This is a genomic window from Paenibacillus sp. F024 (assembly GCF_057814255.1).
The window spans coordinates 1-14117 of sequence record NZ_JBVASZ010000026.1; the positions used below are offsets into that span (position 1 = coordinate 1).

18 protein-coding genes are annotated in these 14117 nt (G+C 50.0%); 5 read left to right on the plus strand and 13 right to left on the minus strand.

Annotated features, from left to right (window positions below; all coding sequences use genetic code 11):
• The coding region (locus ACZYR9_RS20970) for an orotidine 5'-phosphate decarboxylase / HUMPS family protein (protein ID WP_488980463.1) at positions 1–151 on the minus strand (151 nt) is incomplete at its 3' end.
• Positions 152–552: 401 nt separating this feature from the next.
• Between ACZYR9_RS20970 and ACZYR9_RS20975 the strand changes: the two genes are divergently transcribed.
• The 3 genes from ACZYR9_RS20975 to msrA are packed head-to-tail and all read left to right on the plus strand — an operon-like array spanning position 553 to position 3228.
• Complete coding sequence (locus ACZYR9_RS20975; RefSeq protein WP_488980406.1) at positions 553–1596, plus strand: LLM class flavin-dependent oxidoreductase; 1044 nt, start codon at positions 553–555, stop codon at positions 1594–1596.
• A 17-nt stretch (positions 1597–1613) separates the two neighbouring features.
• Positions 1614–2237 (plus strand): TetR/AcrR family transcriptional regulator, encoded by a 624-nt coding sequence (locus ACZYR9_RS20980; RefSeq protein WP_488980407.1) that lies wholly within the window; start codon positions 1614–1616, stop codon positions 2235–2237.
• Between the two features lie 22 nt (positions 2238–2259).
• Positions 2260–3228 carry a peptide-methionine (S)-S-oxide reductase MsrA gene (msrA, locus tag ACZYR9_RS20985; protein ID WP_488980408.1) on the plus strand — a complete coding sequence of 323 codons (969 nt, stop codon included), beginning with the start codon at positions 2260–2262 and terminating at the stop codon, positions 3226–3228.
• A 51-nt stretch (positions 3229–3279) separates the two neighbouring features.
• Here the strand turns inward: msrA and ACZYR9_RS20990 are convergent, their stop codons facing one another.
• The 12 genes from ACZYR9_RS20990 to ACZYR9_RS21045 form a co-directional block, all read right to left on the minus strand.
• Entirely contained in the window at positions 3280–4137 is an 858-nt protein-coding gene (locus tag ACZYR9_RS20990) for a VOC family protein (protein ID WP_488980409.1), read from the minus strand.
• A gap of 85 nt (positions 4138–4222) precedes the next feature.
• Entirely contained in the window at positions 4223–5059 is an 837-nt protein-coding gene (locus ACZYR9_RS20995; RefSeq protein ID WP_488980410.1) for a hypothetical protein, read from the minus strand.
• Positions 5023–5583, minus strand: coding sequence for a hypothetical protein (locus ACZYR9_RS21000; protein WP_488980411.1), 561 nt, complete (start codon positions 5581–5583; stop codon positions 5023–5025). The genes ACZYR9_RS20995 and ACZYR9_RS21000 overlap by 37 nt, the downstream gene beginning before the upstream one ends.
• Positions 5584–5595: 12 nt before the next feature.
• Positions 5596–5769, minus strand: coding sequence for a hypothetical protein (locus ACZYR9_RS21005; protein WP_488980412.1), 174 nt, complete (start codon positions 5767–5769; stop codon positions 5596–5598).
• A 17-nt stretch (positions 5770–5786) separates the two neighbouring features.
• Complete coding sequence (locus ACZYR9_RS21010; protein WP_488980413.1) at positions 5787–6230, minus strand: flavodoxin; 444 nt, start codon at positions 6228–6230, stop codon at positions 5787–5789.
• A gap of 154 nt (positions 6231–6384) precedes the next feature.
• A complete protein-coding gene (locus ACZYR9_RS21015; protein ID WP_488980414.1) occupies positions 6385–6585 on the minus strand; it encodes a VOC family protein in 201 nt (66 codons plus the stop codon).
• Between the two features lie 15 nt (positions 6586–6600).
• Positions 6601–7140, minus strand: a complete 540-nt coding sequence (gene ssuE / locus ACZYR9_RS21020) for an NADPH-dependent FMN reductase (protein WP_488980415.1) — start codon at positions 7138–7140, stop codon at positions 6601–6603.
• Positions 7141–7212: 72 nt separating this feature from the next.
• The gene (locus ACZYR9_RS21025) at positions 7213–7458 is read right to left on the minus strand and encodes a YezD family protein (RefSeq protein WP_488980416.1); all 246 of its coding nucleotides are present in this window, start codon (positions 7456–7458) and stop codon (positions 7213–7215) included.
• Positions 7459–7549: 91 nt separating this feature from the next.
• Positions 7550–8611, minus strand: coding sequence for a sulfate/molybdate ABC transporter ATP-binding protein (locus ACZYR9_RS21030; RefSeq protein ID WP_488980417.1), 1062 nt, complete (start codon positions 8609–8611; stop codon positions 7550–7552).
• 5 nt (positions 8612–8616) lie between these two features.
• Positions 8617–9504 carry a sulfate ABC transporter permease subunit CysW gene (cysW, locus tag ACZYR9_RS21035; protein WP_488980418.1) on the minus strand — a complete coding sequence of 296 codons (888 nt, stop codon included), beginning with the start codon at positions 9502–9504 and terminating at the stop codon, positions 8617–8619.
• 20 nt (positions 9505–9524) lie between these two features.
• Positions 9525–10361, minus strand: coding sequence for a sulfate ABC transporter permease subunit CysT (gene cysT / locus ACZYR9_RS21040; RefSeq protein ID WP_488980419.1), 837 nt, complete (start codon positions 10359–10361; stop codon positions 9525–9527).
• Between the two features lie 78 nt (positions 10362–10439).
• On the minus strand, positions 10440–11546 hold the full coding sequence (locus tag ACZYR9_RS21045; RefSeq protein ID WP_488980420.1) for a sulfate ABC transporter substrate-binding protein: 1107 nt from the start codon (positions 11544–11546) through the stop codon (positions 10440–10442).
• Positions 11547–12146: 600 nt separating this feature from the next.
• Between ACZYR9_RS21045 and ACZYR9_RS21050 the strand changes: the two genes are divergently transcribed.
• Positions 12147–13064 (plus strand): ABC transporter substrate-binding protein, encoded by a 918-nt coding sequence (locus tag ACZYR9_RS21050; protein ID WP_488980464.1) that lies wholly within the window; start codon positions 12147–12149, stop codon positions 13062–13064.
• A gap of 61 nt (positions 13065–13125) precedes the next feature.
• Entirely contained in the window at positions 13126–14115 is a 990-nt protein-coding gene (locus tag ACZYR9_RS21055; protein ID WP_488980421.1) for a FecCD family ABC transporter permease, read from the plus strand.
• The last annotated feature ends 2 nt before the right edge of the window (positions 14116–14117 follow it).

The window sequence follows — 14117 nt, forward strand, 5'->3', positions numbered from 1 at the left end:
AAGCTTCCTTGATTTCTTTTACCGCTCTGAGTCCTTCGTTAATGACAACCGGCGTACCGATTTCTACGATATCGATATGGTCTTGAACCTCCGCTACCAGTTGTTTTGCTCCCGGAATATCTACCAAGTCCAAAGCTAATTGTAATTTCATGTTTGTTTCTCTCCCTCGTCCTGCTTTTATTATTTGTATTTTTGGTTTGTAAGCCAATGGAATATACGATGGTGCTTTTGTTAATTTATAGCCCCGGCCAGGAACTGTGATGCCTTGTAGAAGACATGCTTCATTGTAGGCCCGTTTTTTCAAAAATGGAAGTACGCACTTTTAAGTTGAGAAGTAACAAATTAGATACTATTGAGCAATGACAGCCGTTCGCAAGGGCTTGATCCAATCAATAAGTGTGCTTTATTCTCCGAAACTTTGCCCCCACGCCTGCTTGTTTTTGCTTGACATGCGCCTCATCCAAACGTATGATACAACTAACATTGTTACCGAATAGTAACATTAATCCCATTTAGATAAGATGGATGTACGGCAAGAAGGAGGGCTACCGCATGTCCAAGCCGTTTTCAGATGAAGGATTAACCCCTAAGGGGCTTAAAGACACCCCTTTATCGGTTCTCGATCTGTCGCCCATTATCGCCGGCGGTACACCAGCCGATTCCTTCCGCCGGAGTCTGGATCTCGCCCGGCATGTAGAGAAGTGGGGCTATCGTCGTTATTGGCTGGCTGAACATCACAACATGGCCGGCATTGCCAGCTCGGCAACGTCTGTATTAATCGCCTACGTAGCCGGCGGGACATCGACGATTCGTGTCGGCTCCGGCGGAATCATGCTCCCGAATCATTCGCCTCTGGTGATTGCAGAGCAATTCGGCACGCTGGAATCCTTATATCCGGGCCGTATCGATCTGGGTCTGGGGCGGGCGCCGGGCACAGATCAGGTGACCGCCCGCGCCCTTCGCCGTGACCTTGGGAGCAGCGGCGAAGATTTCCCTGAACAGCTGGCCGAGCTCCGCGCCTACCTTCGTACCCCTGCGGATCCGTCTCAGCTTCAACCTGTCCGCGCTATTCCGGGAGAAGGATTGAATATCCCCATATGGCTGCTCGGTTCAAGCGGTTTTAATGCCCAGCTTGCCGGACTGCTCGGGCTGCCGTTCGCCTTTGCCGGCCAGTTCTCTCCGGACTATATGCGGCCCGCTCTGGAATTGTACCGGCAATCCTTCCGTCCTTCGGAAGTTCTCTCCAAACCGTACGCTATGGTTGGAGTCAATGTCATCGCAGCCGATACGGACGAACAGGCTTACCGCTTGGCCACCACTCAGCAGCTGAGGTCTTTGAAGCAGATACGCGGCTTTGCGGCTCCATTGGAGCCGCCGGTGGACCGTATGGACGATCTTTGGAGCGAATACGAGAAAGCTGCGGTCCAGGGGAAGCTCCGGTTATCGTTCATAGGCAGTCCGAAGGCCGTGAAAGAAAAGCTGCAGGCGTTTATCGAAGCGACTCAAATCGATGAAATTATGATTAACGCCCAGATTTTCGACCATGCCGACCGGCTGCGTTCCTATGAGATCGTGGCGGAGCTTAGCAAAGCGTAGCAGCGCAGGAGACCTCTATGACAAACCTTAATCCCAAGCCGGAACCGGCTTTCACCAAAAGAAAACGGGTTCCGAGCGCTCAAGCCCAGGAATATATTCTTCAGGCCGCCGGTGAGCTTTTCTATCAAGAAGGCATCCGTGCGGTAAGCGTGGACGCGGTTGTGGAACGGGCAGGCATGAACAAAATGAGCCTGTACCGTCAATTTTCCTCCAAAGACGATTTGATTCTGGCCTATTTGGAGAGGCAAAGCAAACAATTTTGGGAGGATTGGGAGTCCAGTCTTGCCAAACATCCCCGTCAGCCCAAACGGCAAATCATTCAGTTCTTTACGGATTTGGCCGGCCGAGCTTCCGTTAATGGCTATCGCGGGTGCTGCTTCAACCATATCGCCATTGAATTCCCGGATCCGGAGCATCCCGCGCGCCAATTGGTGTTTGCTCACAAAAACACGCTTATTCAGAAGCTCACCGACTTAACGAAAGCGATGAATGCGGCCGATCCTATGCTATTAGCCCATTCCCTTGCGCTATGGATCGAAGGAACCTACGCAGCAAGCCAAACCTTCGGATCATGCAGCGACACCATCCGGATGCTTCCCGTTATCGTAGAGAAGCTGTTGGTTGGAGCCGCACCTTATTAAACATGAAAGAAGATGAGAATAGATGACCGATGTAAACAAACCACTGGAGTTAGCAACATTTGCCGGCGGCTGCTTCTGGTGTATGGTGAAGCCGTTTGACGAACAGCCGGGAATTGTGAAGATCGTATCAGGCTATACGGGCGGTCACGTCGAGTTCCCTACCTATGAGGAAGTCTGCTCGGATACGACGGGGCATTATGAAGCCGTCCAAATTACATTCGACCCGGCCGTATTTCCGTATGAGCGTTTACTGGACCTGTTCTGGAAACAGATCGACCCTACGGATGCGGGAGGCCAATTCGCCGACCGCGGCGATTCCTACCGGACGGCGATCTTTTATCATAACGAAGAGCAAAAGCAATTGGCCGAGCAATCCAAGCAGCAGCTTGCGGCAAGCGGACGTTTTCAAAAGCCGATCGTCACTCCGATCCTGCCGGCTAAACCGTTCTATTCGGCGGAAGACTATCACCAGAATTACTACAAGACGAATCCGGTTCGCTATAAAGCTTATTTCGCCGGCTCAGGCCGGGAGAAGTTTATTAGAGAGCAGTGGAAGGACAAAAAGAAGGACGAGGAATTAAGACAGCGCCTCACACCGATGCAATATGAGGTGACGCAGAACAACGGTACGGAACCCCCGTTTCGCAATGAGTTCTGGAATCATCAAGAGGAAGGACTATATGTCGATATCGTATCGGGCGAGCCATTATTTACATCCCTCGATAAATTTGATTCGGCCTGCGGCTGGCCTTCGTTCACCAAGCCATTGGAGAACAGCGGTGTATCCGAGCACATCGATGTCAGCCACAATATGATTCGGGTGGAAATCCGCAGTAAAGAGGCCGATTCTCATCTCGGTCACGTGTTTGAAGACGGCCCTGAGCCGACCGGCCTGCGCTACTGTATCAATTCCGCCGCGCTTCGTTTTATTCCGGCGGATCGATTGGAAGAGGAAGGCTACGGACAATACAAGCATTTGTTTGATAAATAAGAAATAAAGAAGGCTGGATTCACCCATGGTGATCTCAGCCTTCTTCCTATTTCAGCTAATAACCCAGCGAATACGAATCCCCGAAGGGTCCTGAACAAACCAGCCGTTCTCTTGTTTGTCGGCTGTGATTCCGGCCTGCTCCAGCCGGTTCAGAATCGCCTTCATCTCTTCGGCATCCGGAACAACAACGGTGAAAAAGTCCAGACCGGCGGCATTCGCAGGCGGTGCGGGTGCGTTGACTCCCGCCCAGGTATTCAATCCAATATGATGATGGTAGCCTCCGGCCGATACAAAAAGAGCTCCGTTCCCGTAATGAGCCGTCTGATCAAAGCCTAATATGTCGCAATAAAACTGCCTGGTCCGCTCCAAATCCGCAACATGGAGATGGATGTGCCCGATTTTCGTTCCTGCCGGCAAACCCGACCAGACATCGTCCCCGGCTTCCTTCAACAAGCCTTGCACGTCGAGGGGATCGACAGCCATGAGATATTCGCCTTGGGCATCGCGCTTCCATGTCTCTCTCGGCCGGTCCCTATAGATTTCGATCCCGTTATGATCCGGATCGTCGATGTAGAGCGCCTCGCTTACCAGATGGTCGGAAGAGCCGATCCGAATTTGATGCTCGATCAGATTGCGCAGAGCCAGGCCCAACGACTTGCGATCGGGCAGCAAAATCGCAAAATGATACAGGCCGGTATGCGTTCTTCTGGGCATGGCGACAGCGTTCTCCGACTCTTCCAGCACCAGCAGCGGCTTTCGTCCGTCTGCCGTGAGCTCCACGGTCTTGCCCTCTTGCTTCAGAACGTTAAACCCGATGACTTCCCGGTAAAACGGAAGCGATCGATCAAGGCTGCTCACTCGGATGTGAACCGGTCCCAGCTCAATATCGGGATGGATTGGATTAGACATGTGTCACCCCTCCTTAGGCTATTCCATTGTATGAAGTAAGCTTCAGGTATAGCCGCATGATTGTGTATTTATTTTACGTGAAGCATCAGGAAAAGGGAAGACTGACCGGCCCGTAATGAAGCGTGGACACCACCAACCGGTTTCCTGCCTCTACAGCATCCGTAACGGCCCCTCGAATTCCGATCGAATACAGCACCGGCTTCTCCTGTTCCAGCACCAGCTTATACAAGCCGCTGCTCGAGCAGGCCAGGATATGAGCTCCTGCCTGCACCCACCGGTAAAAAAACGTATCCGCAAAACGAATGATTGAAAATCCGCCGCGCTTATTTCCTATAACCAGCTCTCCCCTGGACGTCACACCAAGCAATCGGCCCTGGCAAACCGCCAAAGACGTCACTGGAGCACCGATGTGAAACTCGTGCCATTGTCCGGTCAATACATCATAATAAGCAATCCCCTTTGCATATCCGATATACAGGAATTGAGGTGAGGACAGCAAATCATATACCGCCATATTGGGAAAAGCGGACAACTCCCAGCGGTCGTCGGCATACTGCATTACTCCGATCGCCGTAGCCGCCAGAATGAAGCCTCCCTGTAAAATCTGATAGCAAGGCATTGTCAGCTCCGTCGGATGCCAGGCACCGCTTCTCCAAACCCATAGCCCACGATCGGTGGCCGCATTGATTATTCCATCCTGTGCCTGCAGGCGGTAGGTCACCGTTCGTTCGGGCAGGCCGGAATTCATAACCTCCCATTCCCCGTCCGCGGATAGAACGTACGAGCCTTGCCCGAACGTAGCCGCAGCGATCCGGCTGTCATCCAAGCAGGCCAGGCAAGAAATACGCAGAGCAGGGAGAGAAAGCTTGCGATTTCCCCCGATCTTCATTGGATAATGGACGGCGTCGTATAACAATCCCATAGTCGTCCCTCCTCCGACAAATGATGCGGATCCCAATGCCGTTTTTCCATTCCGCCGCGAACCCATTTCATGTATTCTATGGCTCCTGCCAAGTCTTCCTCGCGGGGGTAATATACCCTTCGCTTGCCCGACAGCAGTCCGATCCATTCGATTTTGGCCGGAAGCCCGCCAAACCCGCTGCGGCTAAATAGCGTCATCAGCTGAACGCAGCCATTCCATAAAACAGGATCCTCGTCTACCACGATTTTTTGGATATGCAGACCCTCTCTTGTCCAATGGGCAATCTGAAAAGTCATCGACAATTCCAGCTGCAGCTCCGGAATGGCCGCGGTAAAGCTTTCAAAAAGAAGCGAAGGCTCCATATCCATCGGGTCTGAGAGAAAATACGCTAACAGCCGGTCGGTTACCGCAGCAAGCACGGTCACATAATGAACCTTGGATTCGAATAACTCAGGGTTTATTTTCCAACGCTCATAAATACGTTTCAAAATGGCGGCCGCACTGCGCTGCTCCGCCGGAATCATGCAGCAGTCGTTCTACACATGGTTGACCGCATATTGGGCCATCTGCCGCCAGTTCGGGGATGCCGGCTGCTTGCCCAGTACATAAATATTGCGATACTCATCCGGAGAGCGCAGCCAGGCTTCGATTTCATAGTCTTTCAACCGGGATAATCCTCCGACCGGGAGCTCCGCTTGGGATTGCAGCATGCCGATTCCCCCTCCTGTCATCGCATCAGCTTTACAAAGCGGCTTCCGAAAGCTTTGCATTGCTCTTTTTCATCCGTGGACGGAGACAGTTCGATCTTCAGTCCGTCCAGCACGACCTCCGCTCCCCGCCCACGCAGCTTCTCCACCAAAACATCTACCGCCGCGCCGACCTGCGCATAGCTGGAATCGCAGGAGCCGAAGACCGCTGCTTTCTTCCCGTTGAGTGCATACTCTTCCATCTCCTCATAGAAATCGAGGAATTCGTCCGGCAGCTCGCCGTCCCCCCAAGTATACGCGCCCAAAATGATACCGTCGTACGCTTCCAGCTCGTTCGCGTTTGTATCCAGGACGGACTTGATGACAAGCTCCTCCCCCGCCTCGCGGATCCCTTCGGCAATCGCATCCGCCATCTCTTCTGTATTCCCCGTCATGCTTGCAAAAACCATAAGAATGGTAGCCATATTACCAGCGTCCTCCTCAAAATGTTATGAAATATGCAATGGCTCTTGGTCTCATCGGGATCTGTTATGTAATAAATAAGACGAAAGGAAATGCTCAATACAATGATAATGATTCTCAATATCATTGTATTATTAATGATAATGGTTATCATTATCACTTGTCAACAAAAAAAGACCCGCGAACGGGTCCCCTATCGTCGTGCCCCGCACCGATCAGTTCCACTTGGATGTTTTCACTGCCGGGGTAGGAAAGAAATGCAAGCTCCACACCATCATCCAATGTTACCCTGCCTGCCATGCTCAAACCAAGGACTTCCGAATAGAATCGGATTGAAGCATCCATATCCTTAACCATGATGCCGATATGCTTTTAGGCGGCCCTATGCCGGACCTCTTGAATAAGCTCTTTTACGGCCGCTATCAAGCGTTGTTCCAGCTCCTCAGCCAGCTCGAAGGAGCCGTCCTCATTACGTTTGACTTGAGAATCCAAAGCAAACACCCCTGCGAATTGAATCCTCGCTCCCAATGCGGACAGTACAGGCTTTAACGCATATTCCAAAGCCAACAGATGAGCAAGCGTACCGCCAATGGCCACGGGGAGAATGACTTTTCCTTCCAAGCCCTTTTGAGGAATCAGATCGAGGAAGGTTTTGAGCACTCCCGTATACGAGGCTTTATAAATCGGCGTAGCCACCACAACGGCATCGGCCTGATGGATGATCTCATTGGCTCCAATGATCGCCGGGCTGTCGAACTTCGTATAAATCAAGTCCTCCGGCGGGAGGCTGCGGACGTCAATCCGCTCTGCATCCAGTCCATCACTCAACAGATGAGATTGTATAGTTTGAAGCACTCCGTTCAAACGTGAGCCTGCGGTCGGACTTCCTGAAATTATGGCTATTTTGGGCATAGCCTACACTCCCTTTCCATTCATATTAAGAAAAAATAACTTCCTTACTAGCCTATGCACAGAAGCCGGCGTTTAGAGGAAGTCTCCCGTAGTCCGGTAGACTTTCGGTTTCTTGAATTCATTGGTTCTCTCCGGTTTTTGCGAATTAGCTTTACCAGAGACAGCATGGTCCGATTCGAAACGCTTGCGCTCCGTTCTTTCGATCTGGACTATTCTGCCGTCATGAACAACAATTTGTACCGTGCCATATTCTAGCCCGTTAACGCTTTGAATGATACGATGGGTCCAAAGCTCATCCACATCCAGCGGCTTCGCCATGCTTACCAGCCTCCGTCTTATTTATATTACTTGCTCCCAAGTTTTACATGGGAGGAGCCGCCGAAGCCTCGACAACTCTTCCTCTAATGATTCAGATGTGTACCGGCATGGGGTCGTTCTTAAGGCTGTTTTCTAAAGTGACCCCTGCGTCTTCATCAAAGAAATAAATTCGGTGGATCAATACCTGCACCCGGTCTCCAGAATGGAGTGTCGGCAGCTCCAAAGAACGATACCCAAACAGCCTTTGGCCCCTCACGTCAACCTCCACCTGCCAATTGGTGCCCCGAAAATAGACATTCCTTACTGCACCTTCTTCCGCAGCGGAGGGATACGCCAATTCTCCCGGCAAACCAATCTCGATAAATTCGGGACGAATAATCGCTTGAGCTCCTTGAAGCGCCTGCGTCTCAAACCCTTTCAAATTCGATATATCACCGAGCTGATTTGATTCGCCTATGAAGCCGGCGACAAATGGGGTGCGGGGCTTTTGGTAAATTTCAAGCGGTGTACCCTGCTGCTCAAGGCGTCCTTGATGGATAATCAGCATTTGATCCGCTACTTCGACCGCTTCCTCCTGATCATGGGTTACGAAAATAGTCGTGATCCCCAGCCGATCGATCATCTCTTTAAGCCAGGTACGCAGCTCCTTGCGTACTTTGGCGTCGATGGCTGCAAACGGTTCGTCAAGCAGCAGGAGCTGCGGCTCCGGCGCAATCGCTCTGGCAAAAGCTACCCTCTGGCGCTGTCCTCCGGACAGCTGATGAGGAAGCCGCTTTTCCATCCCCTTTAATCCGATAAGCTCAACCAGCTCTTTCACTCGAGCCTGTATCTGTGCCTTCGTCCGTTTTTGAACGGTTAATCCGAATGCGATATTATCGTATACGTTCATGTGCCGGAATAGAGCATAATTTTGAAATACGAACCCGATCCCCCGCTCTTGGGGCCGCAGGGAATTTACCTTCTCTCCAAAGAACAGAATGTCTCCCTCATCCGGCTCCTCCAGTCCGGCCAGCATACGGAGTATGGTTGTCTTCCCTCCACCGCTTGGGCCCAGCAAACCGATCAATTGACCTTTTTCTATCTCAAAGCTGACATCTTTGGTGGCTACAAAGCTGCCAAAGCTTTTCGTCAAGTGTTTGGCAACAATATGCATACGGACTACTTCCCTTCTATACCCGGCTGATGTTGAAATTTCCACTCCATCACACTTTTTAGAATAAGCGTCGCTAGAGCCAACAGCACTAATAACGACGCCATGGCAAAAGCCCCCGCAAAATTATATTCGTTATACAAAATTTGAATATGCAGCGGCATGGTGTTCGTCGAGCCTCGAATATGTCCGGATACGACCGATACTGCGCCGAATTCTCCCATCGCCCTGGCGTTGCACAAAATGATCCCGTACAGCAAACCCCATTTGATATTCGGCAAAGTGATCTTCCAGAAGATTCGCCAGCCTTTGGCCCCTAGTGTTACCGCCGCTTCCTCCTCTTGTACGCCTTGGGCCTGCATGAGAGGAATCAGCTCCCTGGCTACGAACGGGAACGTAACGAATATCGTGGCCAGTACGATCCCCGGCAGCGCAAAGACAATTTTGATATCATGCTCCTGCAGCCAAGGGCCAAACCATCCGTTGGCGCCAAACAACAGAACGTAAATCAAGCCCGCGATCACAGGGGACACGGCAAAAGGAAGATCAATGAATGTGATAAGGAGGTTCTTTCCTTTAAAATTAAATTTCGTAATGGCCCAGGCAGCCGCAATTCCGAAAATCAGATTGGCCGGTACGGCAATGGCCGCCACCGTTAGGGTCAAGCGGATGGCGGCGGCGGCGTCCGGATCGATCAAAGCTGCGGAATAGACCTCCCATCCCTTGCGAAAAGCTTCTACAAATACACTGATCAACGGCAATATCAATAGAACTCCAAGAAAAAGCACTGCAATCAAAATCAGTATCCCTCTTACCAGCGGTGGCTCCGTGATATGACGGGGTCTGGAAACAACAGACGGATTTGACTTTACAGCGGTGGTTACATATCCAGCCATGTGTTACCCCTCCTCTTCCCTTATGCCGTCGTAGTATGCCGGTTCGTTCGCCATTGCAAGTAATTGATAACAAGAAGCATCAAGAAGGAGATAACCAGCATGACCAGGGCAATCGCTGTCGCGCCTGCGTAATCGTACTGCTCCAGCTTTGTCATAATAAGAAGTGGGGCAATCTCCGTTTTCATCGGCATATTACCGGAGATGAATACCACCGAGCCATATTCACCCACGGCTCTTGCAAAGGCAAGCGTAAACCCGGTTAATAACGGCGGCAGCAGCTCGGGAAAAATGACCTTGCGAAACGTCCGCCACCGATTGGCCCCCAAGCTGACAGCCGCTTCTTCCACTTCCTTTTCCAGCTCTTCAATGACCGGTTGAAGCGTCCTTACAACGAACGGGATACCGATAAAAGTAAGGGCAAGCATGATGCCGAGAGGCGTAAAGGCGATCTTGACTCCTAAAGGCTCCAAATGACTTCCAATCCATCCGTTTTGAGAATAGATCGTCGTTAATGCTATACCGGCCACCGCCGTAGGCAAAGCAAACGGCAGATCGACCAAGGCGTCTAAAAGTTTTCTTCCGGGAAACGTGTAACGAACAAGCACCCAGGCAACAACAAATCCAAACGCCGTATTAACGAATGCCGCCCCAAGCGCTGTTCCAAAGCTTACTTTATAAGAAGCGACCACGCGCGGATCGGTAACCGTCTGCCAAAATGGCTCCCATCCCATCCCGGACGTGTTGATAAATATGACAGACAATGGAAAAAGTACGATAAAGCTTAGATACATCACCGTATAACCCATAGATAATCCAAATCCCGGAATCATACTGCGTTTTTTCAAGCTCTTCGCCATTGTTCTTTCTCTCCTCAAGCCGGACCCTGTCCGGACAATTTCTATTCATGAAATTGTCCGTCAGGTTACGTTTTTTCATTATGGTTTGTAAACCTGATCAAACAAGCCGCCATCGGCGAAATGAGTTTTTTGCGCTTTTGGCCAGCCCCCGAACAGCGGATCGTCGATCGTAAGCAGGTTAAGCTTAGGAAACTGATGTTCATATTGTTTGGCTGCCGACTCTAATCGCGGACGATAATAGTTTTTGGCGGCAATCGTTTGCCCTTCCTCCGAATATAAGTACTCCAAGTAAGCCTGCGCCACTTCACGGGTGCCCTTCTTATCGACTACTTTATCAACAACAGCCACAGGCGGTTCAGCCAGAATGCTCATGGACGGAACTACAATTTCGAATTTATCCTTACCGAACTCGTTGATGGAAAGGAAGGCTTCGTTCTCCCAAGCAAGCAGTACGTCGCCGATTCCTCGCTGTACGAAGGTTGTGGTGGAATCCCTGGCGCCGGAATCAAGCACCGGAACGTTCTTATACAGCTGCTTCACGAATTCTTGGGCTTTGGCTTCGTCTTTATTGTTTTTATTGTAGGCATATCCATAGGCGGCAAGATAATTCCAACGCGCACCTCCTGAAGTTTTAGGATTCGGCGTAATGACCTGTACGCCGGGCTTGATCAGATCCTCCCAGTCTTTAATGCCTTTTGGATTGCCTTTCTTCACCAGAAATACAATGGTTGAGGTGTAAGGGGAGCTGTTGCTTTTCAGCTTGCTTTGCCAGCCCTCCTGTATAAGCCCTTTCTGTTGAATCGCATCGATATCGTATGCCAGCGCCAAGGTGACGACATCGGCCTCCAAACCGTCGATCACCGACCGTCCTTGTTTGCCGGAACCGCCATGGGACTGCTTAAAGGTAACCGTTTGACCCGTTGTATCCTGCCAATGCTTAGCGAAGGCTTTGTTGTATTCCTGATACAGCTCTCGCGTAGGGTCGTAGGATACGTTCAAGAGCTCAACCGGAGGCTTAGACGCGGATTGGCTTTTTCCGCCTGCCGCTGCCGTACCGCCGCTTGCGGCATTATTGGGGGATGCTGAGCTCCCGCAAGCTGTCAGCCCGACCAGCGATAAGGCCAATACACTTAACACGGAAAACTTGCCAAAAGACCGGAGCACTTTAATTTTAGAATGAATCATAAGGAAAACCCTCCTGTTTTATAAGTAATACTTATATTAAGGTTATCAGCTAATCATCTATGAGCTTATGCCTAAGATGATTGAAGTGCTCCGGTCGTCCGGTCGTTTAACTTATAATTCCGATAAGCTTACTAGGTATGGTGAGTATATTAGCACCAGACAAGATGAGGTGTCAATCGTATCCTTTCTTTTTGTCAAAATAATATGAAGCGGTAAATACTAGACATGAACTCTAATCCGCCAACCCATTTATAAGGGTGGGGGACTCTTTATAGAGATCATAAAAGCAGCTGCTTTCTTTCCTTTTGAATAAAACCTGTGTGAAAAATCCAACAACCTATTTTCATCCTGTTATAAAAAAATAATTGAAATAATCTAATTGATAATGATTTTCATTATTGATTATTGTCAATGTTTATGCTAAACTGCTCCTTGTTGATAATGAGAATTAATATCAATTGTGCTGTAGGTGATTTCTATTCCCTATTTTACATACCGAATACCTATCGGTTCCGTTTTTCATTCCACATGGAATCGCATGAATATAAACACATAAGGAGGATATTGAAGGTGAGATTTCGCAAACCGGTTAAGCTTTTCATGATTTTATCTTTGCTGGGTACCGCTCTATTGGGCTGCAGCCAAACTAACGGGACGAAGGAAGCTAATGGCTCATCAAGCGATGTACGAACGGTTCATCATGCGCTAGGAGAAACAGGGATTGAAGGTCATCCGCAGCGGATTGTGGTTTTGGAATTAGGGCCGATCGATACTCTGCTTTCTCTCGGTCTGAAGCCGATCGGGGTCGCTGACGACCAAAAGCCCAATCTGATCGACCCCGAGGTTCGAAAAGCAATTGAAGGCTATCAATCCGTTGGAACGCGCTCCCAGCCAAGCTTAGAAATCATCCAAACGCTTCAGCCGGATTTAATTATTGCCGATGCGGACCGCCATAAGAACGCTTATGCGGAATTGACGGCTATCGCTCCGACCATTGCAGTGAAGAACTTAAATGGAACCTATCAGGATATCTTGGATTCTATCATCGTGATTGGGAACGCAGTGGATAAAACCTCTGAAGCGGAAAAACTGCTTCAAGCTCACAGAGCTAAGGTCAACGAAATAAAACAAAAGGTCCAGGGGAACCCAAGCGTTCTCTTAACCGCAGAAAGAGACAAAACCTTCAACGTTCGCACACTTCAGTTTTACACGCCTGGCTTATTGGAAGCTGCCGGATATACATACGCATTAAAGAACAATACCGGGGAATTTAGTGTCACGATGACCATTGAGCAGATCGTAGAAACGGACCCGGATATCCTCATATTAATGAAAACGGTGGACGGGAAGTCTTCTATTCCCGGCTGGGCTAACGATCCTTTATGGAAATCTTTAAAAGCGGTTAAGAATCATCAAGTGTATGAGGTCGACGTCACTTTGTGGTCCCTTCGCCGCAGTCTGGAAGGCGCGGATAAAATCTTGAATGAGACGGAACAGCTGATTCTGTCATCAAATTAATTCTTGAAGAGTAGACGATCTTGGATCGGCTGCTCTTTTTACTGGAAGGAGCGCGCTTCGTTTGCCACTTAACCTGTTCCGATTGTCCTTATCCAGTCTGATCGTTGTGCTCATATCGTTGTTCATCTCCATGCGGATCGGATCCGTGAACGTACCTTTATCCGTCGTTTGGGATTCCGTTTTTTATTTTGACGGCTCCAAGGAGCATTTGGTCTTACGCAATATCCGAATTCCCCGGGCTATCGTCTGCGCTTTAGTAGGAGCTAATCTGGCCGTTGCCGGCGCTTTAATGCAAGCTCTTACAAGAAATCCATTAGCATCTCCGGGTATCTTTGGAATGAATGCCGGCGCCTCTGCCGCTGTAGTGATACTGACTCTGATGCTGCCCGGTTTAAACGGGCTCGGTTTGGTTTTTGGGGCCTTCGCCGGCGCTGCATTCGTTGCACTAACCGTGTACACTTTAGCCGCCTCAATGAAGGGGGGCCATACAGAGGTCAAAATGGCGCTTGCAGGGGTGGCGATTCAGGCCTTGATGATGTCCATTACGCAAACCCTTCTTGTCTTCAACGATCAAAAAACAGCATCTCTTTTGTTTTGGCTTGCGGGTTCGGTTTCAGGCAAAGACTGGAGCAGCGTGATGGTGCTATTGCCCTGGAGTATCGGAGCATTAACGATAGCGTTTATGCTGGGTAAATCGGCTTCGATCATAAGCCTTGGCGAGGACGTCGCCCGCGGGCTGGGTCAGCGCATTAAGCTGCTTCGCGGGGTGACTTCGATCGTCATCATCGTTCTTGCAGGAATTTCCGTGTCTATAGCCGGTCCCATCGGCTTTGTCGGATTGATCGTCCCTCATATCGTGAGATACTTTGTCGGAACAGACTATCGGATCATACTGCCTTTTTCCGCGATTATGGGTGTGGTTTTACTCGTATTGGCCGATAATCTATCCCGTTTGGTCGTATTTCCTTATGAAGTGCCGGTAGGTGTCGTCACCGCTCTGCTTGGAAGTCCTTACTTTATTTATTTGGCAAGACGTAAAAGGAAGGGATAAGG